Consider the following 19,862-nt stretch of genomic DNA (forward strand, 5'->3'; position numbering starts at 1 on the left):
GGCGCAGGCCGAGGGGCCGTTCGCACGCGCCGGGCTGTCGCTGGAGGGCTGGGAAGGCGATGCGTCGAGCCTGACACGCGAACTGGTCGAGGGACGCAGGCGCGATGCCGCCGCCGGCCGTACCTTGGCGGGCCCGCACCGCGCCGACCTGATCGTCACCCATCTGGGCAAGGGGCAGCCCGCGCATCTCTGCTCTACCGGCGAGCAAAAGGCGCTGCTGCTGGGCCTCGTGCTGGCGCATGCGGATCTGGTTGCCGAACGCGTCGGGCGGCCGCCGATCCTGCTGCTCGACGAGGTTGCCGCGCATCTCGACCCCAGCCGCCGTGCGGCGCTGTTCGAGCGGCTGGCGGGCAAGGGGCAGGTGTGGATGACCGGCACCGAACCGGCGCTGTTCGAAGCCGTGCCGGGTGGCGCGACGCATTATTCCGTCGCGCATGGCGAAGTGGTGCCGGCCTAGATCCGTTCCAGCGTCTCGCGGGTCCGCTCCGTCACCACATTGCCGGTATTCAGCGTGGTATCCGGCTCGACCAGCAGCACCTGGCAATCGGGACCGATCGCTTCGGGGCAATGTTCGACCCCGCGCGGCACGATCAGGAACTCGCCGGGCATCAGGTCGATATCGCGGTCACGCAGCTTCATGCGCAGCTGGCCCGCGACGACGAGGAACATCTCGTCCTCATGCTCGTGATGGTGCCAGTCGAACGCGCCTTCCAGCCGGACCAGCTTGATCGCGGTCTGGTTGACCTGCCCGGCGATGCGCGGGTTCCATGGGTCCTGAAACCGGCCGAATGCCTCGGCGAGATTGACCTTTTCCATCGGTGCTTCTCCGCGACTGCTGGACCTTTATGCGCCGGTCGTGGCAGGATCGCGCGACTTGGGAAAGGGGCGCGACATGCTCTTGATGCTCATGATGGCCATTCAGGATGTTCCCGGTCCCCCGTCGGACGAAGTCTATGACCGCGGCACGGTGGCGCAGGCCTCGCTCACCCGGCGCAATTGCGTCCGCAATGCCGACGAGATCGTGGTGTGCGGAACCGCGGAATCGCCGCGCCTGCTTCCGCTGCCCGAGCGCGGAACGCGCCAACTGGTCGGTCCCGCCACCGTCCGCCTTTCGCCCAACAAGCAGATGGGCCTGCGTGCCGAGAATAGTCCCAATCCGACCGCATCGGTTCCGCGGCTAATGCTCGATTTGATGACCGCTTTCTGAAGCTGTGCCGCAGATGCCGAAGCCCTCCGAAGCTTGGATCTTCATCTCTCACGCGAGTTCCGACCTTGCGAATGTACGCAAGGTCCGAAACTATCTGGAGGACAAGGGGGCGTCGCCACTGCTCTTTCACTTACGATCATTGACCGACCCGGCGCAGTTCTGGCCGATCATCGAGCGCGAGATCGAAGTTCGGAACTTCTTTTTATATTGCGAAAGCGAAGCCGCCCGATCTTCCGAATGGGTACGACGCGAGCGTGAGGTTGTTGAGCGGATTAGGCGCCACCGGCCGGTGCGGGTTGGCGCTGTAGATGTCGATGTTGAGCCCGACACCCGCAGCCTCGACAAATTTCTCGCAAAGCTGAATGTTTTTCCAATCTATTCGAGCGCGCAGTCGGAGCGTGTGGCACCCTACCTACAGGCTCTGCGGGCAGAGGGCTTCAGCGTCACTGACCTCGACCGCCTTCGCCCCGAGTTCTTCGATGATCGGTCGCAATTTCTGACCTTGGTTAAGCGTGAATTGAATAGGGCGCGTAGGACTGGCTGGCATATAATCTTCATTAGCGACGAGCCTATGCTCCCGAATATAATCAGCGAGGTCGGGATGTCGGTTGGAATGGCGGCGCGGACTGTTCTGGTCCATCTTGGGTCACCGGGTGGCCCTGGTGTCGTCATGCAGTTCCGAGCGGAGCCGGTTATCGCGTACCGGCTTGCGGGAGATAGTCACCCTTCGGATTTGCCACGTATCCTGCTCTCGCTTCCCGATTAGGGCGCCCATTTTGCTTCCGTTTCGTGACAGCCATACCTATATGCTGGGCATGGCAAGCGACGACACGACTCCCGAAAACACCCCCAACACGAACGCGTACGGCGCAGACAGCATCAAGGTCCTCAAGGGTCTCGACGCGGTCCGCAAGCGGCCGGGCATGTATATCGGCGATACCGATGACGGTTCGGGCCTGCACCACATGGTGTTCGAGGTCTCGGACAACGCCATCGACGAGGCGCTGGCCGGGCATTGCGACAAGATCATCATCCAGCTGAACCCCGACGGGTCGGTCTCGGTCGAGGATAACGGACGCGGCATCCCGACTGGCATCCATGCCGAGGAAGGCGTGTCGGCGGCCGAGGTCATCATGACCCAGCTTCACGCGGGCGGTAAGTTCGAGAATACGTCGGACGACAATGCCTACAAGGTCTCGGGCGGCCTGCACGGCGTGGGCGTTTCGGTGGTGAACGCGCTCAGCGAGTGGCTCGATCTCAACATCTGGCGCGATGGCGAGGAGCATTGGATGCGCTTCGCCTATGGCGATGCGGTCAATCCGCTCAAGGTGATCGGCAAGGCGCCGGAGGGCAAGAAGGGCACCCGCGTGACCTTCCTCGCTTCGACCGAGAAGACTCCCGGCGACGGTGGCACCTTCAAGAACCAGATCGAGTTCGACTTCGAGAAGCTCGAGCACCGCTATCGCGAGCTGGCTTTCCTCAACTCGGGCGTCCGCCTGTTCCTGCGTGACGCGCGGCATGAGGAGGTCAAGGAAGTCGAGCTGTTCTACGAGGGCGGCATCGCGGCCTTCGTGAAGTATCTCGATCGCAACAAGCAGCCGCTGTTCCCGGATCCGATCTCGGTGAACGGCCAGCGTGACGATATCGGCATCGACGTCGCGCTGGAGTGGAATGACTCGTACTACGAGAACGTCCTCTGCTTCACCAACAACATCCCCCAGCGTGACGGCGGGACCCATCTGGCTGCCTTCCGCGCGGCGCTGACCCGCACGATCAACAGCTATGCCGACAAGTCGGGCATGCTGAAGAAGGAGAAGGTCACCCTTACCGGCGACGATATGCGCGAGGGTCTCACCGCGATCGTTTCGGTCAAGCTGCCCGATCCCAAGTTCAGCTCGCAGACCAAGGACAAGCTGGTCTCGTCGGAAGTCCGCCAGCCGCTCGAAGCGCTGATGGCCGACAAGATGACCGACTGGCTGGAGGAGAATCCGGCGCTGGCACGTGCGATCATCCAGAAGGTGATCGACGCAGCGGCCGCCCGCGAAGCCGCCAAGAAGGCGCGCGAGCTGACCCGGCGCAAGGGCGTGATGGATATCGCCAGCCTGCCCGGCAAGCTGGCGGACTGTCAGGAGCGCGATCCGGCCAAGTCCGAACTGTTCCTGGTCGAGGGTGACTCGGCCGGTGGCTCGGCCAAGCAGGGCCGCGACCGCCATTTCCAGGCGATCCTTCCACTGCGCGGCAAAATCCTGAACGTCGAGCGTGCGCGATTCGACCGGATGCTGGGCAGCCGCGAAATCGGCACGCTGATCCAGGCGATGGGTACCGGCATCGGCCGCGACGACTTCAACGTCGAGAAGCTGCGCTACCACAAGATCGTCATCATGACCGACGCAGACGTGGACGGTGCGCATATCCGCACGCTGCTGCTGACCTTCTTCTATCGCCAGATGCCCGAGATCATCGCCAACGGGCACCTCTATATCGCCCAGCCGCCGCTCTATAAGGCGACCAAGGGCCGGTCTGAGGTCTATCTGAAGGACGACAGTGCGCTCGATCAGTATCTGGTCGATGCCGGGGTCGGCGGGAACGTACTGGAAACCGGCGCGGGCTCGCGATCGGGCGAGGATCTGCGCGCGCTGGTCGAACATGCCCGGCGCATGCGCACGCTGATGCGTTATGTGCCGCGCCGCTATGATCCGAGCATCATCGAAGCGCTGGCGCTTGGCGGTGCGTTCAATCCGGAAGCGTTGCGCGAGCAGCGCGAAGCGGCGCTGGCGGTCGTGGTCAACCGGCTGGACGCGGCGGACGCGGATGCGCGCTGGTCGGCCCGCGTGAGCGAGGAAGGCGGCTATCATTTCGAGCGGCTGTGGCGCGGCGTGACCGATCACCACATCGTCGAGGCACCGTTCCTCGTCTCGGCGGAGGCGCGCAAGCTCCACACGCTGGCGGGCGAGCAGTCCGACAGCTATCTCACCCCGTCCAAGCTGGTCTCGGCCAAGGGAGCTGCCGCTGAAGCCGAAGCGCCGGTCGAAGGCGTCGAGGAGGTTGAGGAAGCGGTGACCGTCGGCAAGGGCGAGGCATTGGTCTCGCGTCCCTCGCAACTGCTCGACGCGATCCTGGCCGCGGGCCGCAAGGGCCTCGCGATCCAGCGCTACAAGGGGCTGGGCGAGATGAATGCGGAGCAGCTGTGGGAAACCACGCTGGACCCGACCAACCGCTCGATGCTGCGCGTGGCGATCGATCAGGCCGACGTGGCCGACGAGATCTTCACTCGCCTGATGGGCGACGTGGTGGAGCCGCGGCGTGAGTTCATCCAGGAGAACGCGCTTAGCGTGGCGAATCTGGACGTTTGATCTCCAAATCCTCCCCCGGAGGGGGGGGGGGACCGCCGAAGGCGGTGGAGGGGGTTTGCCCCAAGCGATATCGCCCGTGGCGCTCCCCCTCCGTCAGCTGCGCTGCCACCTCCCCCTCCGGGGGAGGATTTATGTGTTCTCCCGAAACGCCCAGCGCATCGTTTCCGCAAAGCCCCGCGTGCCCAGCCGCACCGCCGGCCGCGACACGCGCGGCGCCTTCAGGCCATGCATTTCCCGCGCCCAGGCGGGGAGCAGGTCTACTGCCGCGGCGAAGATCATCCGCTGCACCGGCGCCACCGCCATGCTCGGCGCGGGCTGGTCGAGCACCAGTCGCGCAACCTCGCGAGAGCGCGCGTCGGCTACCAGTTCCCCCCGCATCTGCGCGATCAGCTTTTCGCCCTCGGCGCGGGTGCGCGGGACCGGGTCGGCGCCCAGCCGGTCGGCAATGATCGCGAACTCGGCGAAATAGCGGTCCTGATCGGCGGCGCTCATGTCCGGCTCGGCATAGCGGATCCAGGCGTCGAGGAAGCTGATCGCTTCGGTGACATGCACCCATGCCAGCAGGCGCGGATCGTCCGCGGCATAAGGCGTGCCGTCGGGCAGGGTGCCGCGCACGCGGGTATGGACCTCGCGGACCTTTTCGATCGCGGCTTCGGCGGCTTCGAGCGAATCATAGCCGGTCACCGCAATGAACCGCGCGGTGCGCCGCAGCCTCCCCAGCATATCGTGCCGGAATGCCGAATGATCCCACACGCCGGCCAGCACGGCGGGGTGGAGCATCTGGAGCAGCAGCGCCGATACGCCGCCCACCATCATCGTCACCACATCGCCATGCACCCGCCAGCACACCGATTGCGGACCGAACAGCCCGTCGTCGCGGCGGACTACCGGCGTTTCGCCGCGCTCCTGATCGTTGAAGGTCTTGCGGACCTGCGCGATCAGCGCGCGGCGAAGGGGATTGGAAGCCATGCCGTCAGGCAAATAGCTCCCAAAGCGTCCACACGCCAATGGCGATGAACAGACCGGCGGCGATCTTGCGCACCAGATCGAAGTTCAGCTTGCCGAGCAGCTTGTCGCCCAGCAGCACGACAGGGGCGTTGGCGACCATCATGCCGAGCGTGGTGCCCATCGTGACCGCCACCACGTCGTTGAACCGCGCGCCCAGCGCCACCGTGGCGATCTGGGTCTTGTCGCCCATCTCGACCAGGAAGAACGCGATGGTGGTCGCCAGGAACGGGCCGAAGCGCGAGGGTTTGGCTTCGTCCTCGTCGAACTTGTCGGGGATCAGCGTCCACAGGCCCATCGCGACGAACGACACACCGATGGCGATGCGGAACCAGTTGCTGGAGAGGAAATCGGCGGCGACCGTACCGAGCAGGGCGGCGAGGAAGTGATTGGCCACGGTCGCGACGAAGATGCCGGTGATGATCGGCCATGGCTTGCGGAACCGGAGCGCGAGGACGACCGCGAGCAACTGGGTCTTGTCGCCGATTTCGGCGAGCGCGACGAGGCCGAGGGAGGTGAGGAATGCTTCCATGGGATATACTCGGGGCCGGGCGGATATGGACACGACGACAACGTCTCTCCCGCCCGACCATGAGCGGAAAGCCGTTGCCATCGGTCTCGCCTGAAGCGCCCGTTTCCGGATCGCTCCTGCCGCACCATGGGGTCTCCCCCAAATATGTTGACGCGGCATCCGTCCCGAAGGACGGCGGGCTACTCCCCGAATGACGGGATCGCCCTAGGCGGCGCGGCGCGGGGCGTCAATGCGGCGATGGTTGCCAGCGATTGTTAGAGGTGCGATTCCCCGAGGCGGGCAAGGGAGAGACAATATGCGGCATATGATCCTGATCGCGGCGCTGGCGGTGTGTGCGGTGCCGGCCGCGGCCCATGCGCAACCGGTTTCGGTGCCGTCGTCCGGACTCTCCGATGCGATCGTCGAGCCCTTTTTCCAGGCGCTGAAGCAGGGCGATGTGGCGCTCGGGCTCAAGAGGCTGACGCAGGATGCGCCGCGGCTGGCCGCGCGCGTGGCCGAGTCCGACGAATTGCCCAAGCAGATCGAGGGTGCGATCCGGAGCTATGGCGCGATCCAGTCATGGGAGCAGATCGAAACCGTGCCGCTGGGCACGATGCTCCGCCGCGACACCTGGCTGGTCCAGCATCGCGACTTCGTGACGCGCTGGCGCTTCATCTATGTCCGCACCGCGGCGGGCTGGACGCTCACTTCGTTCGTGTTCGACGATCAGGCCCCGAGCTGGTTCGACTGATCTCGATCATTACGCTTCCGGTTGCGACTCTTACCTTCACTGATATGACGTCATGGCGGCAACAGGGGGCGAATCGTCATGATAAGGGCCTTGATCTTGAGCGCGGGGGTGGCCCTTCTGGCCACTGCCGGATCGGCACAGCTTCAGCCGCTGGACGAAGGCACGGTGATGAGCGCGGTGGAGCGGCTCAAGCCCGGCCAGTTCATGTGGTTGCCCGAGCTGGCACCCGAGGGGCCGATGCTGGTGGTGGTCAATATCGCGACGCAGCGGCTGGTGGCCTATCGCAACGGCGTGCCGATCGCGGTTTCGACCGTGTCGACCGGCCGCGCCGGACACCGCACGCCGCAGGGCGTCTTCACCATCCTCCAGAAGAATGTGAAGCACCGCTCCAGCACGTACAACAATGCGCCCATGCCCTATATGCAGCGCCTGACCTGGCGCGGCATCGCGCTGCATGGCGGCAATCTGCCGGGCTATCCGGCCTCTCATGGCTGCGTCCGCCTGCCGCATGAGTTCGCGAAGCTGCTGTTCGAGCAGACGTCGCTCGGCATGACGGTGGTGATCGTCAACCAGCCCGCCCAGCTGCGCGTCGGCCCGAATGCGCAGACCGCCTCGGCACCCGCGGCGGCCGGTTTCGGCCCGACGACGTGGCGGCCCGAACTTTCGCGCTATGGCCCGGTGTCGATCGTGGTGAGCGCCGCGGATCGCCGGATGGTGGTGCTGCGCAACGGCGTCGAGATCGGATCGGCGCCGGTGCAGTTCGACGGGGTGGTCGATCGTACCCAGGCCTATGTGCTGCAAAGTGCCAATGGCGGCGAATATCGCTGGAAGCGCGTCCAGCTGGGCGGCGAGCGTTCCTCGGTCAGCGCGATGGCTGCGCCCGATGGCGGGGCCTTCCAGGGCACCGACCTGTTCCGTCAGGCACTGGCCGGTGTGGTGCAGCCCGGAACCACGATGATCGTCATCCCCGATTCGCTTGGTCTGGCCGCGCCGATGCGTCCGCGACCGCAACAAATGACGGTGATCGAAGCGGAGCCGGCCGGATATTCTGATACCGGTGTCACCTACGGCGGCCGCTGATTTATCGTATAACATTGACGTTACGGCTGCTGCGGTGCAGCAAGGCGACCCTATGGCCAGCCAGACGATCGCGAACAACGCCGATATCCGCTTTCTCGGACGCCTGCTGGGCGACGTGATCCGTGCCTATGGCGGCGACGAATTGTTCCGGCGGATCGAATATATCCGTGCCGCGTCGGTGGACCGGCATCGCGGCGTGGTGGGCGCGGACGCGGTCGATCCCGGGCTGGACCGGCTGACGTTGGACGAGACGCTCGATTTCACCCGCGGCTTCATGCTGTTCTCGATGCTCGCCAATCTCGCCGAGGACCGGCAGGGCGTGGCGACCGAGGACGATGCCGATGTCGTCAGCACGCTGGCGCGGCTGAAGGCGGACGGGATCGGCCATGAGGCGGTGATGAAGCTGCTCGATCACGCGCTGATCGTGCCGGTGCTGACCGCGCACCCGACCGAAGTTCGCCGCAAGTCGATGATCGACCACAAGAACCGGATCGCCGAGCTGATGGCGCTGAAGGATCTGAAGCGGGTCGAGACCGAAGATGGCGACCGCATCGACGACGCGATCCTGCGCCAGATCGCACTGCTGTGGCAGACCCGCGTGCTGCGGCGCGAGAAGCTGGGCGTGGCCGACGAGGTCGAGACGGCGCTCTCCTATCTCCGCGACGTGTTCCTGCCCGTTCTCCCCGCGCTCTATGCCCGCTGGGATCGCGCGCTGGGCGAGCGTGCGCCCAGCTTCCTGCGTGCCGGCAGCTGGATCGGCGGCGACCGCGACGGCAATCCCTTCGTCACCGCGGAGTCGATGCGCGGCGCGCTGGGTCGCGCGTCGGAAGCTGTGCTTGGCCATTATCTCGATCAGGTCCATGCGCTGGGCGCCGAGCTGTCGATCTCGACCGAGCATGCCGAGGTCGATCCGGCGGTGCTTACCTTGGCCGAGGCGAGCCACGACACCGCCGCCAGCCGTCAGGACGAACCCTATCGCCGGGCGCTGTCGGGCATCTATGCGCGGCTTTCGGCGACGCATCTCGCGCTGACCGGCAAGCAGCCGCCGCGTCCCGCACCGCTGGCCGCGGCGCCCTATGCCGATCCGTCCGAGTTCCGCTCCGAACTGGCCTCGATCGCCCGCGCGCTGACCGATCACGGCAAGGGGCCGCTCGCCAGTGGCGGCGCGCTGGGCCGGCTGATCCGCGCGGTCGAGACATTCGGCTTCCACCTCGCCACGCTCGACATGCGCCAGAACAGCGCGGTGCATGAGCGGGTGGTAGCGGAACTGCTCAAGGCTGCGGGCGTCAGCGACGATTATCTGGCGCTGCCCGAGGAAGAGCGCGTTGCGCTGCTGCGGCAGGAACTGGCCAGCCCGCGCCTGCTCACCAGTCCCTATGCCGATTATTCGGAGGAGACCGCTTCCGAACTCGCCATCGTCCGCGCGGCGGCGCAGGCGCATGCGAAGTACGGCCGCGGCTGCATCACCCATTATATCGTGTCGATGGCGCAGTCGGTTTCCGACCTGCTCGAAGTCCATGTGATGCTGAAGGAAGCGGGCCTCTATGTGCCGGGCGAGCAGCCGCAGGCGCATATCATGGCGATCCCGCTGTTCGAGACCATCGGCGATCTGGAAAGCGCGCCGGCGATCATGACCGAATGGCTCGGCCTTCCCGAAGTCGCGGCGATCACCGCGGCGCGCGGGCATCAGGAAGTGATGATCGGCTATTCGGACAGCAACAAGGATGGCGGTTACCTGACCTCCACCTGGCAGCTGAGCCGCGGATCGACGGCACTGTCGCGCGTGTTCGAGAAGAGCGGCGTGGCGATGCAGCTGTTCCATGGCCGCGGCGGTTCGGTCGGGCGCGGGGGCGGCTCCTCCTATGCCGCGATCCTCGCCCAGCCGCCGGGCACGGTGCAGGGTCGGATCCGCATCACCGAACAGGGCGAAGTGATCGCCGCCAAATACGGCACCCGCGAAAGCGCGATGACCAATCTGGAGGCAGTCACCTCGGCGACCCTGCTTGCCAGTCTGGAGCCCGAAAAGCTGGCTCCGGCCGAGGCGACGCGCTTCGTCGCGGCGATGGACACGCTCTCCGAGACCGCGTTCAAGGCCTATCGCGGGCTGGTCTATGAGACCGACGATTTCCGCCGCTTCTTCCGTCAGGCGACGCCGATTGCCGAGATTGCCGGTCTGAAGATCGGCTCACGCCCGGCCAGCCGCAAGAAGTCCGACGCGATCGAGGATCTGCGCGCAATCCCCTGGGTGTTCAGCTGGGCACAGGCGCGGATCATGCTGCCGGGCTGGTATGGCGTCGGCGCGGCGCTGGACGCGTTCCCGGACAAGGGCCTGTTGCGCGAAATGGCCGAGGGCTGGCCGTTCTTCGCCGCCACGCTGGCGAACATGGAGATGGTGCTCGCCAAGTCCGACATGCGGATCGCGGCGAACTATGCGGCTCTGGTCGAGGATGCTGCCCTTCGCGACAGCGTGTTCACCCGCATCCGCGACGGCTGGCAATCGACGCATGACGGCCTGCTCCAGATCACCCGCCAGACCCGGCTGCTGGAGAAGCATCCCGCGCTGGAAGCCTCGATCCTGCTGCGCCTGCCTTATATCGAGCCGCTCAACCTGCTCCAGATCGAGCTGCTCAAGCGCCATCGCGCGGGCGAGGACGATGCACGGATCGGCGAGGGCATCCTGCTGTCGATCAACGCGATCGCGACGGCGCTGCGGAACAGCGGGTAAGCGCGCCCTATTTGAGCCGGTGCCAGTGCTGCGTCTTGCAGACGAGACCCAGCACGGTGCAGCCCGACACGCGGATCATGTTGCCGTTGACGATGGTCACTGTGCCCGATGCATTGGTGTTGATATCCGGCACGAACACCTTGCCGCGCCAGGTGCCGTCGTTCTGGCGGCGCAGGTCGCGCAGAATGACGCTGCCGATCAGGTCCCGGCCGCTGCCCTTGCGGGCGTCGGCGCGCTGTTCGTCGCCGGCCCAGGTGACGGTGCCGCACATCGCCGTGCCGCACGGCGCGACCTTGAGGTGCACCGTGTTCTTGGTGTTGCGCCACTCGCCCTGCAGTCCGTCCGCTTGCGGCGGCGCGGCCGCGCTGAGGAGGGCGGTGCAGGCGAAAAGGCTGATCAGTCGAATCTTCATCGGTCCCATTTCTATGGCCATCATGCCGTTTCAAGGGCGCAAACATGGCAGGATGCGGGTTAGCGGCAGCTGAACTCGCGGTTGCCTGACTTGCAGGCAAGGGGATAGGGCAGGGGCATGACCACCACCCCCGCGGACAGCGTTCCCGATACCGAACATCGCGGCCTGATGCGGCTGCTGCCCGCGGCGGCGCGGCCATATGCGCTGCTGGCGCGGTTCGACCGGCCGATCGGCTGGTGGCTGCTGTTCTGGCCCGGCGCATGGGCGATCGCGCTGGCCGGGCGGGCGCTGGACCGGTGGGACATGATCCTGTGGTTCCTGCTCGGCAGCATCGCGATGCGCGGCGCGGGATGCGTCTATAACGACATCGTCGACCGCGATCTCGACCGCCAGATTGCCCGCACGCGCAGCCGTCCGCTGGCCAGCGGCGCGGTGAGCCTGAAATCGGCGTGGATCTGGCTGCTCGCATTGTGTCTGATCGGGCTGGTGGTGTTGCTTCAGCTTCGCCCGGTCGCGGCGGGCGTGGCGTTGGCCAGCCTCGCGCTGGTCGCGGCCTATCCCTTCATGAAGCGGATCACCTGGTGGCCTCAGGCATGGCTGGGGTTGGTCTTTTCCTGGGCGGCGCTGGTCGCCTGGGCGCAATCGAGCGACGGTGACTGGCTGCCGGGGCTGCTGCTCTATGCCGGATCGATCTTCTGGGTGATCGGCTACGACACCATCTATGCGCTGCAGGATGTCGAAGACGATGCGCTGGTCGGGGTGCGTTCGTCGGCGCGGCGACTGGGCACACAGGTGAAGCCCGGCGTGGCGCTGTTTTACGCGTTGGCGCTGGCGCTGTGGGGCGCGGCATTGTGGCAGATGCGCGCGGAATGGCTGGCGCTTCTCGCGCTGCTGCCGATGGCGCTGCATCTGGGCTGGCAGGTGCTGACGCTGAGGCCGGAGGAAGGCGCGGGCGCGCTCGAACGCTTCCGGTCGAACCGGTTCGCGGGGCTGCTGATGTTCGCCGCCTGCTTCGTTGTGGGGCAGACCGTTTGATCTTCGCGGCGTGCGCACCTAAGTCGCCTCGATGCTGAACACCGAACAGGCCTGCGACCGCGTCCACGATATCGTCGGCCGCGCCCGCCGCGCAGGCGCCGATGCCGCCGATGCCGTCTTGATCGCCGATCGCTCGCTTGCCGTTTCGGTGCGGATGGGCGCGCTGGAGGATGTCGAGCGTTCGGAGAGCGAGGAAGTCGGGTTGCGGGTGTTTGCGGGCACGCGCAGCGCCAGCGTCTCGACGTCTGACCTCAGCCCGGCGGCGCTCGATGCGCTGGTCGAGCGGGTACTGGCGATGGCGCGCGAGGCGCCCGAGGATCCCTGGGCGGGTCTTGCGCCGCAGGCGATGCTGCTGAACGGCGCACTGCCCCAGCTCGATCTGGACGATGGCGCCGAAGCCGAACCGCAGGCGATGCGCGACCGTGCGCTGGAAGCGGAGGATGCGGCGCGTGCCGTTGCGGGCGTCACCAACAGCGAGGGCGGCGGCGCCAGCGCGACGCGTTCGGTCACCGCGCTTGCGACCAGCCATGGTTTTACCGGCGGCTATTCGGTCAGCAGCCATATGATCTCGGCCAGCGTGCTTGCCGGGACCGGTGGCGAGATGGAGCGCGACAGCGCATGGCATTCGGCGCGCTATGCCTCGATGCTCGAAGCGCCGGGCGAGATCGGCCGCAGCGCGGGCGAGCGCGCGGTGTCGAGACTCAATCCCGGCCGGGTCGCCAGCGGCGCGATGCCGGTGGTGTTCGACAAGCGGGTTTCGAGCGGGCTGATCGGTCATTTCGTCGGTGCGATCACCGGCGGATCGATCGCGCGCAAGACCAGCTTCCTGCAGGAATATCTGGGCAAGCAGGTGTTCGCGAAGGGCATCGCGATCCATGAGGATCCGCTGCGGCTGCGCGGCCTGCGCTCGCGTCCGTTCGACGGCGAGGGGCTGGCGGTCGGACCGCGGCGGCTGGTCGAGGATGGCGTGCTGACGACCTGGCTGATGGAAAGCGCATCGGCGCGCCAGCTCGGCATGGACCCGACCGGCCATGCCTCGCGCGGGATCGGCGGTGCGCCGGGCGCCTCGCCGGGCAATTTGTGGATGAGCGCGGGCGAGGCTTCGGTCGCGGAGCTGATCGGCGATATCGAGCGCGGCGTGCTGGTCACCGAACTGATCGGGCAGGGCGTCAATGGCGTGACCGGCGATTATTCGCGCGGCGCGGCGGGCTTCCTGATCGAGAAGGGCGAGATCGCCGGACCGGTGTCGGAGATCACCATCGCGGGCAATCTGATCGACATGTTCCTGGCGGCGATCCCCGCGAGCGATCTCGAGTTCCGCTATGGGATCAACGCCCCGACCCTGCGCATCGACGGGATGACGATCGCGGGTGACTGAACTGGGCGCCCAGGTCGCGGCGATCGCTGCGGAGGCCGGAAAGCTGGCGATGGATCGCTGGCGGACCGACTTCAAGCGCTGGGAAAAGGTGCCGGGCAGCCCGGTTTGCGAAGTCGATCTGGAAGTCGATGCGTTTCTCCGCCAGCGGCTTGAGGCGCTGGTGCCCGATGCGGGCTGGCTGTCGGAGGAGACTGCCGACAATCGCGACCGGCTGGAGGCGGACCGGGTATGGGTGGTCGATCCGATCGATGGCACGCGCGACTATATCCGCGGGCGGCCGGGATGGGCGGTGTCGGTCGCGCTGGTCGAGGACGGGCGGCCGGTGATCGGCGTGCTCGATGCGCCCGCGCGGAACGAGCACTGGTTCGCCGAGATGGCGCTGGGTGCCAGCCGCAACGGCCAGCGTATCCATGCCGCGCGGCGGAGCGAACTGGTGGGCGCTCGCGTGCCCGCAGACGATCTGCCGAAGGTGGATTCCGATCTGGTCGCGGTGTTCAAGCCCAACTCGATCGCGCTGCGCATCGCGATGGTCGCGGCGGGCGACGCCGATCTGGTCGCCTCGCTGCGCTGGGGCAATGAATGGGACATCGCCGCCGCGGTGCTGATCGCGCGCGAGAGCGGTGCGAAGGTGACCAACGCGCTGGGCCGCCCGGTGAGCTTCAACTCGCCGGAGGGCGAGGCGTTCGGCGTGCTGGCGGCAGTACCGGGAATCCATGACGCCGCGGTCGAGCGGCTGCGCGACCGCGCGATGGCAGCGGTGAAGCGCTAACGCACGCCCACGCCGATCAGCGCGGTGGACGGGATCGGCAGGATTTTCCCATCTCCTGCCATCTGCCGCACCTCGGCGACCACTTCGGCCTTTTCGGCCTCGTCCAGCGAGGTCCAGTCGGGCGACATGCCGAACAGCGTGTCGGGCTGATCGAGCGCCGCGACCTCCAGTTCGAAATCGTGCGTGACGCTCTCGATCCGCGGGTCGCGATAGCCTGCCGCGATCAGTTCGCGGGCGAAGTCGGCGGGATCGCTCAGCGCCTGCACGGCTTCGGGCATGGTCATGCCGCCGCGGTCGGGGAACAGTTTTGCTCGGATCTGGCCGAGCAGCAGGAAGGTGGCGGCGCCGCGGCTCTGCCATGTCGCGACCACGCCATGCCCGCCCGGTCGCGTGACCCGGGCCATCTCGCGCAGGCCCTTGCGCCAATCGGGGAACATGATGACGCCGAAGATCGAGAAGACGGCATCGAACCCGGCATCGGGCAGATCGAGCGACTGGCCGTCCATTACGCGCGCCTCGACATTGGGAAGACCCGCCGTGGCGATTCGGCCTACCATGCCGGGGGAGAAGTCGGTCGCCAGCACCTGTGCGCCGGTCCGGGCGGCGGCCAGTGCCAGCGCGCCGGTACCCGCTGCGACATCCAACACGCGGCTTTGTGGCGTCAGGTCGATCTGCGCGAGCGCGTCCTCGGCAAAGCGCGCGGTGAAGGGATGGGCGGTCTTCTCGTAATGGACGGCGGCCGTATCCCAATGGTCCGGATCCTCGAACGTCTTCATTCCATTCCTTCCGCGAATCATGTAACATCATAAGTATCATGATGGCGCACGCTTGCCAATCCGGGCGGGCATGCGAAGGATCGGACGATGCGTAACGACAGCCGCCTTTCCCGCATGCTCCACGTCCTGCTCCACATGGCGCGGCACGAGGGGCCGATGACGTCGGAGATGATTGCGGCGATGCTCCAGACCAATGCGGTGGTCGTCCGGCGCACCATGGCCGGGCTGCGCGACGCGGGTTATGTGCGCTCCGGAAAGGGGCATGGCGGGGGGTGGGCGCTGGCCCGCGATCTCGCCTCGATCTCGCTGCTCGACGTGCATCGTGCGGTGGGCGGGCCGAGGATCTTCGCGATCGGCAACGAGCATCCCAATCCGGCCTGCGCGGTAGAGCAGGTGGTCAACGCCGCGGTCGAGGACGCGCTGCGCGATGCCGAGGCACTGCTGGTCGAGCGGCTGGGATCGGTCAGTCTGGCCGAGCTGGCGACGGCATTCGACGCGCGCTGCGGTCAGCCCGCGATCTCGTCGTCCTTATAGCGGATCTGGAGATAGCGGCCGCGGGTGGCCAGCGCGTCGAGGTCGCCCTGTGCGATCTGCGTCGTCATCTCGGCGATCTCGTCGTCGATCAGCTGGAGGCCTTGCGCCAACTGCTGGTCGGGGGTCAGCCCGTTGCGCTCGACCTTGCGGAGCGGCTCGGGCACGCGGCTATAGCCCTTGATCAGTTCGGGCAATTGCTCGCCCAGCAGCTTGCGCACTTCGGCGGCGGCGGGCTCGCTTTCGTTCAGCGTAGCGAGCTGCGGCGAGAGCGTTTCCAGCTTCACGCCGATCGAATCGACCAGGCTGCGGACCGGCGCCGGCAGAGCGGGGCGCTGGGTTTCGAGCCAGCGCTCGGTCTTGGACGGCAGCGCCTTGAGCGGCACCTGACTGAGCGTCTCGGCAGTCGCGGGCAGGCTGACCGGCATGAAGGCGAAGAAGGCGGTCGCCAGCACCAGCAGCGCCATCACCGCCAGCGCGCCCATCATGCCGAGCGGGTAAATCAGCCCGACCACGATCGCGCCGACAACGATCAGCGCATCGGCAGCAGCGATACGGCCGAGCCTCTGGGCGAACTCGACTTCCTTGTCGCGGCGGCTGCGCTGCGAGACGGCGCGGTCGCGCGTCCGTTGCAGCAGTGCGTCCGCCCGGGCCAGTTCGCGATCGACGTCACTCATCGGGGTTACAGGGCCTCCAGCTTGAAGGTTTCGGTGCCCCCGCCGACCTGATTCTGCGCCGCCCCTTCGGCGCGGGCGATATAGCCCTTCGACTTTTCGACTTCGGTCGACAGCGTGTTGACCGTGGTCTTCATGCTGTCGAGCGCCTTGAGCTTGAACGTGTCGATCGCGTCCATCGTGTCATAGATGTTCTGGAACGCGCGCTGCAGCGTCTCGACCGGAATGGTCGAGCTGGCGGCCTGTTCGTGGATCGCGGCCGACTGGCTCTTGAGCAGCGCCCCGGTCGAATCGATCAGGCCGGCCGTGGTCGTGTTCAGCGCCGTGATCTGGTCGAGTACCAGCCGCTGGTTGGTCAGCGCCTGTGCCACGGTCACCGCGGTGCGGAGCGCCGAGACGGTGGTGGTGCTGGCGCGGTCGACGCCCTTCACCAGCTCGACATTGTTCTTCTTGACCAGATCGAGCGCGAGATAGCCCTGCACCGTGACTGCCATCTGGGTGAGCAGATCCTGGGTACGCTGACGGACATAGAAGAGCGCGGTCTCGCGCACGGCCTTGGCCTTGGCCGGATCGGTCGCGTCCAGCTCGTTGGCTTTCTCCTCCAGCTTCGCGTCCATCTCCTTGGAGAGATAGATCATCTGCTCGAGCCGGCCCATCGAGGTCCACAGGTTCGCACGCTCGGTGTCGATCGCGGCATTGTCCATCAACAGCTCGTCCTTGCCGCTGGCAAGGCTCTTGAGGATCGCATTGATATGGCTCTGCGACGACTGGTATTTGCGGAAATAGCCGGTCAGGCCCGAGCCGAACAGCTTGCTCAGGAAACCCCCGCCGCCGCCGATCAGCTTGCCGTTCTTGCCCGGATCGAGATCCTCGACGGTCTTGCGCAGCGCGAGCAGATCGGCGCCGACGCCGGTTTCCTGATCCATCGCCTTGACCGGACGATCGAGGAAACGGTTCGACTGGCCCGCCGCGTCGCGGATTTCCTTCTGGCCCATCGCCGCGATCGCATCGACGCGCTTGCCGAATTCGGGTGAGTTCACGTCCTGCGCGATCAGATCGTCGATGAAGCTTTCGACACGGGTCTGAAGCTCGGTCTTCTTGGCATCCTCGACCGGCACGAGGCCCGCGGCCTTGGCCGGCGCCACGGCCGCCACCGGCGTCGGGGGCGTGAGCACCAGTTCCGCTTCGGCCACTTGCGTCTCGCTCGCCATTCTACCCTCCAAAAAACCGACGTCCCTCATCTAGAGGACTTCCCGTCAGCATCAAGTGTATCATCGATATAGTACACCTGTGGCGGCACGCCAAGGGGCGGCGCGATTCCAGGCTGCAGACCAGCTATTCGACGACGTGCTTGCTCTCGCTGCGGACGATCTGCTCGCCCTGCACCAGCTTGCGCAGGCGGCAGCCATTTTGCGGCGCATTCTCCTGCAGGCAATATTGGGTGGCGTCGGTCACGCCGGTGGCTTCCGAACTCTGGCCTGCGGCGGCCGACATGCGTTCGATCGTCTCACCGGTGACCAGCAGGACGTGGCAATTGCCGGTGCTGGACGCGCGGCAGGTGAGCTTGATCTTGCCCGCAGCGATATCGGCGGTCAGCACCGCGGAGACGCTGTGGCTCTCGACCACTTTCTCGCACCCTGCGACCAGCAGCGCCGCCGCTGCGACCATCGCCCATTTCATCGCCACGTCTCCGGTGCTGTATTATAAAAACAATACACAATAGCCTCTTTTCGCTGACGAAATCCAGTGCCAAACCCTTGTTTCAACTTCCTGCAGGAGAGGTGTCAGGTGTCGATCCGGTTCGCGTTGTTGCCCGCGGTTGCTGCGTTGCTGATCCCCGGCGCGGCACAGGCCCAGACCTGCTCGATGCCGGCGGCGCTGGCGCAGCGGGTTTGCGCCGATGCCGAACTGGCGAAGCTCGATCGCGAACTGGTCGCCAAGGAGCAGAAGGTTCAGTCGGTGACCTCGCGTCCCTCGACCTGGACGGTGCGGGCGCGGCAGTTTCGCGAGGAACTGGCGGACGGGACCGACGGCGAACCGCTGAGCCGCGCCGAGTTGATCGACCGGATCGTCAGCCGCACCGCTGAACTGGACAATGAGATCGTGCGGGCCAAGGGCATTGCGGCGGTGCGCGATGCCAATGCTGTGGCGACGGGCAGCAAGTGCCTGTCGGCATGGCTGAGCATGAACTGCACCGTGCCGATGTCCGGTGTGCTGCGCGACGGCGACGGGACGAAGATCGTCTGGCAGTTCCAGAGCGGAGCCTCGGAAGCCGATGGCGGCGCGACCGGCGTGCTGCTGTGGGACGCGAGCAGGCCCGGCGCGCCGAAGCTGATCGGCTGGACCTTCGAAGGCGTGATGATGGATGCGCCGCGCTATAACCCGGAGACGAAGCTGTTGTGGGTACCGGGCCGGATGGTCGGCACCGGGGATCATAATGCCGACATCCTGTACCAGAAGCGCGGCGACCGCTGGGTCGAGATCGACATGGGCGGGTGGAATGCCGCGCTTGAAGGTCGCCTGCCCGCTGGACTCGGCGTGTGGCATGGGGTGGATTACAGCTTCTCGGGCGATGCCATGGGCGCCGAGACCGATCTGTGGAAGGATTCGGACGCCAATTGCTGCGCGACCGGCGGGCGGGCCAATCTGGAATTCGTGATCGAGGGCGATGCATTGAAGCTGACCGGGATTTCGGCGCAGACCGCCGGACCCGGATCGGAGTGGAAGGACTATTAAGTCCGCATCTCGTAGCGCATCGCGCCGATCTCGTTGCCCTCAGGGTCGAGGAAGCGGATCAGTGCGCCGACAGTGGGGATCACCGATTTCGGCATCGTGATCGTGCCGCCGTTGGCGGTCACCCGCGCCGCGACCGCATCGACATCGTCGACGGCGAAGGTCGGCTCCACGCCGGTCAGCCCGGTGCCGGTGCGCGGGACGTGGCGTTGCTGGAGCAGGCCCTGCACGCCGGGCGCATCGTCGGTGCCGGTATGGATCAGGTAGAAGCCCGGCGGCCCCCAAGGCTCGAACGCCCAGCCGAACACGGCCTCGTAGAAAAGGCGGGCGCGATCGACGTCGTCGGCATGGATCGCGAAGGAAGCGAGATTGGCGGGCATCCGGGTCTCTCCTGTGTGGCGGGCATGACATTGGCCGGGTCGCCTTTCTGTCGCAATCCCGCTATTCCGGCGCACGATGTCGCAAAAACGACGCAGCGTGGCCGACGAGCCCTTCCTGCTGGTGCGTAGCCAAGCCAGCGATCATCGCGCGGGCGAAGCGATCCCGCCGCATACGCATGACTGGCACCAGCTGATCTTTGCCGCGACCGGTGTGATGCGGGTGTGGACCGAGCGCGGATCGTGGGTCGCGCCGCCGAGCTGGGCGATCTGGGTGCCGGGCGGCGTGCGGCACGGCATCGGCTTTGCCGGAGCCAGCACCTTGCGCACGCTGTACCTCGCGCCCGGCTGGGCCGGCGACATATCGGCGGATTGCGCGGTGGCGAACGTGTCGCCGCTGTTGCGCGAACTGGTGCTTCGCACGGTCGAGATCGGGATGCTGGATAGCCGCGATCCGGCCGAGGCTGCGCTGGCACTGCTGATCCGCGGCGAGATCGAGCGACGCGGCGTGCCGCCGTTCGACCTGCCCCGGCCGCACAGCCCGG

The 19,862-nt window shown here is 66.4% G+C and carries 22 protein-coding genes and 1 riboswitch; of the genes, 13 read left to right on the top strand and 9 right to left on the bottom strand.

What is annotated here, in order from left to right:
- Window positions 1-457, top strand: a 457-nt coding sequence (locus P1X14_RS18490) for an AAA family ATPase (protein ID WP_277316897.1), incomplete at its 5' end; no start/stop codon positions are given.
- On the opposite strand, the gene P1X14_RS18495 is transcribed toward P1X14_RS18490, so the two are convergent.
- Window positions 454-816 carry a cupin domain-containing protein gene (locus tag P1X14_RS18495; RefSeq protein WP_277316898.1) on the bottom strand — a complete coding sequence of 121 codons (363 nt, stop codon included), beginning with the start codon at window positions 814-816 and terminating at the stop codon, window positions 454-456. The two genes, P1X14_RS18490 and P1X14_RS18495, sit on opposite strands and share 4 nt — an antisense overlap.
- Window positions 817-892: 76 nt before the next feature.
- Between P1X14_RS18495 and P1X14_RS18500 the strand changes: the two genes are divergently transcribed.
- Genes P1X14_RS18500 through gyrB form a run of 3 tightly spaced genes read left to right on the top strand, consistent with a single transcriptional unit; the run spans window position 893 to window position 4,560 of the window.
- Window positions 893-1,207, top strand: coding sequence for a hypothetical protein (locus tag P1X14_RS18500; RefSeq protein WP_277316899.1), 315 nt, complete (start codon window positions 893-895; stop codon window positions 1,205-1,207).
- 13 nt (window positions 1,208-1,220) lie between these two features.
- Entirely contained in the window at window positions 1,221-1,973 is a 753-nt protein-coding gene (locus P1X14_RS18505; protein WP_277316900.1) for a TIR domain-containing protein, read from the top strand.
- Window positions 1,974-2,013: 40 nt separating this feature from the next.
- Window positions 2,014-4,560: a DNA topoisomerase (ATP-hydrolyzing) subunit B gene (gene gyrB / locus P1X14_RS18510; protein ID WP_277316918.1), complete on the top strand. Its 2,547-nt coding sequence runs from the start codon at window positions 2,014-2,016 to the stop codon at window positions 4,558-4,560.
- A gap of 129 nt (window positions 4,561-4,689) precedes the next feature.
- On the opposite strand, the gene P1X14_RS18515 is transcribed toward gyrB, so the two are convergent.
- Together P1X14_RS18515 and P1X14_RS18520 are read right to left on the bottom strand one after the other, a co-directional pair.
- Window positions 4,690-5,529 carry an oxygenase MpaB family protein gene (locus tag P1X14_RS18515; protein WP_277316901.1) on the bottom strand — a complete coding sequence of 280 codons (840 nt, stop codon included), beginning with the start codon at window positions 5,527-5,529 and terminating at the stop codon, window positions 4,690-4,692.
- Window positions 5,530-5,533: 4 nt separating this feature from the next.
- The gene (locus P1X14_RS18520; RefSeq protein ID WP_277316902.1) at window positions 5,534-6,097 is read right to left on the bottom strand and encodes a TMEM165/GDT1 family protein; all 564 of its coding nucleotides are present in this window, start codon (window positions 6,095-6,097) and stop codon (window positions 5,534-5,536) included.
- Between the two features lie 92 nt (window positions 6,098-6,189).
- Window positions 6,190-6,298: riboswitch (yybP-ykoY riboswitch) on the bottom strand.
- A gap of 94 nt (window positions 6,299-6,392) precedes the next feature.
- On the opposite strand from P1X14_RS18520, the gene P1X14_RS18525 reads away from it, so the two are divergent.
- The 3 genes from P1X14_RS18525 (at window position 6,393) to ppc (ending at window position 10,632) form a co-directional block, all read left to right on the top strand.
- The gene (locus tag P1X14_RS18525; RefSeq protein WP_277316903.1) at window positions 6,393-6,827 is read left to right on the top strand and encodes a hypothetical protein; all 435 of its coding nucleotides are present in this window, start codon (window positions 6,393-6,395) and stop codon (window positions 6,825-6,827) included.
- Window positions 6,828-6,905: 78 nt separating this feature from the next.
- Window positions 6,906-7,907 carry a L,D-transpeptidase family protein gene (locus P1X14_RS18530; RefSeq protein WP_277316904.1) on the top strand — a complete coding sequence of 334 codons (1,002 nt, stop codon included), beginning with the start codon at window positions 6,906-6,908 and terminating at the stop codon, window positions 7,905-7,907.
- A gap of 52 nt (window positions 7,908-7,959) precedes the next feature.
- A complete protein-coding gene (gene ppc / locus P1X14_RS18535; RefSeq protein WP_277316905.1) occupies window positions 7,960-10,632 on the top strand; it encodes a phosphoenolpyruvate carboxylase in 2,673 nt (890 codons plus the stop codon).
- Window positions 10,633-10,639: 7 nt separating this feature from the next.
- Here ppc and P1X14_RS18540 read toward each other — a convergent pair whose 3' ends face one another.
- Window positions 10,640-11,044, bottom strand: coding sequence for a DUF2147 domain-containing protein (locus P1X14_RS18540; RefSeq protein ID WP_277316906.1), 405 nt, complete (start codon window positions 11,042-11,044; stop codon window positions 10,640-10,642).
- A 117-nt stretch (window positions 11,045-11,161) separates the two neighbouring features.
- Here P1X14_RS18540 and ubiA point away from each other — a divergent pair, with 117 nt between their 5' ends.
- Genes ubiA through P1X14_RS18555 form a run of 3 tightly spaced genes read left to right on the top strand, consistent with a single transcriptional unit; the run spans window position 11,162 to window position 14,226 of the window.
- Complete coding sequence (ubiA, locus tag P1X14_RS18545; RefSeq protein WP_277316907.1) at window positions 11,162-12,079, top strand: 4-hydroxybenzoate octaprenyltransferase; 918 nt, start codon at window positions 11,162-11,164, stop codon at window positions 12,077-12,079.
- Between the two features lie 31 nt (window positions 12,080-12,110).
- The gene (locus P1X14_RS18550; RefSeq protein ID WP_277316908.1) at window positions 12,111-13,457 is read left to right on the top strand and encodes a metallopeptidase TldD-related protein; all 1,347 of its coding nucleotides are present in this window, start codon (window positions 12,111-12,113) and stop codon (window positions 13,455-13,457) included.
- The gene (locus tag P1X14_RS18555; protein WP_277316909.1) at window positions 13,450-14,226 is read left to right on the top strand and encodes a 3'(2'),5'-bisphosphate nucleotidase CysQ; all 777 of its coding nucleotides are present in this window, start codon (window positions 13,450-13,452) and stop codon (window positions 14,224-14,226) included. Before P1X14_RS18550 ends, P1X14_RS18555 begins: the two co-directional genes overlap by 8 nt.
- Here P1X14_RS18555 and P1X14_RS18560 read toward each other — a convergent pair.
- Window positions 14,223-15,002 carry a class I SAM-dependent methyltransferase gene (locus P1X14_RS18560; protein ID WP_277316910.1) on the bottom strand — a complete coding sequence of 260 codons (780 nt, stop codon included), beginning with the start codon at window positions 15,000-15,002 and terminating at the stop codon, window positions 14,223-14,225. The two genes, P1X14_RS18555 and P1X14_RS18560, sit on opposite strands and share 4 nt — an antisense overlap.
- Before the next feature lie 87 nt (window positions 15,003-15,089).
- Here P1X14_RS18560 and P1X14_RS18565 point away from each other — a divergent pair, with 87 nt between their 5' ends.
- Entirely contained in the window at window positions 15,090-15,536 is a 447-nt protein-coding gene (locus P1X14_RS18565) for an Rrf2 family transcriptional regulator (protein ID WP_277316911.1), read from the top strand.
- Here P1X14_RS18565 and P1X14_RS18570 read toward each other — a convergent pair.
- The 3 genes from P1X14_RS18570 to P1X14_RS18580 form a co-directional block, all read right to left on the bottom strand.
- Window positions 15,509-16,210, bottom strand: coding sequence for a hypothetical protein (locus P1X14_RS18570; RefSeq protein ID WP_277316912.1), 702 nt, complete (start codon window positions 16,208-16,210; stop codon window positions 15,509-15,511). The genes P1X14_RS18565 and P1X14_RS18570 overlap by 28 nt on opposite strands.
- A 5-nt stretch (window positions 16,211-16,215) precedes the next feature.
- Window positions 16,216-17,418 carry a toxic anion resistance protein gene (locus P1X14_RS18575; protein WP_277316913.1) on the bottom strand — a complete coding sequence of 401 codons (1,203 nt, stop codon included), beginning with the start codon at window positions 17,416-17,418 and terminating at the stop codon, window positions 16,216-16,218.
- A 124-nt stretch (window positions 17,419-17,542) separates the two neighbouring features.
- A complete protein-coding gene (locus P1X14_RS18580) occupies window positions 17,543-17,887 on the bottom strand; it encodes a hypothetical protein (RefSeq protein WP_277316914.1) in 345 nt (114 codons plus the stop codon).
- 108 nt (window positions 17,888-17,995) lie between these two features.
- Between P1X14_RS18580 and P1X14_RS18585 the strand changes: the two genes are divergently transcribed.
- Window positions 17,996-18,943: a hypothetical protein gene (locus P1X14_RS18585; protein ID WP_277316915.1), complete on the top strand. Its 948-nt coding sequence runs from the start codon at window positions 17,996-17,998 to the stop codon at window positions 18,941-18,943.
- Here P1X14_RS18585 and P1X14_RS18590 read toward each other — a convergent pair.
- On the bottom strand, window positions 18,940-19,320 hold the full coding sequence (locus tag P1X14_RS18590) for a VOC family protein (RefSeq protein WP_277316916.1): 381 nt from the start codon (window positions 19,318-19,320) through the stop codon (window positions 18,940-18,942). The two genes, P1X14_RS18585 and P1X14_RS18590, sit on opposite strands and share 4 nt — an antisense overlap.
- A gap of 97 nt (window positions 19,321-19,417) precedes the next feature.
- On the opposite strand from P1X14_RS18590, the gene P1X14_RS18595 reads away from it, so the two are divergent.
- The coding region (locus P1X14_RS18595) for an AraC family ligand binding domain-containing protein (protein ID WP_277316917.1) at window positions 19,418-19,862 on the top strand (445 nt) is incomplete at its 3' end.

The sequence above is a fragment of the Sphingomonas sp. AOB5 genome, assembly GCF_029433115.1.
In the GTDB taxonomy this organism is placed as follows: Bacteria; Pseudomonadota; Alphaproteobacteria; order Sphingomonadales; family Sphingomonadaceae; genus Sphingomonas.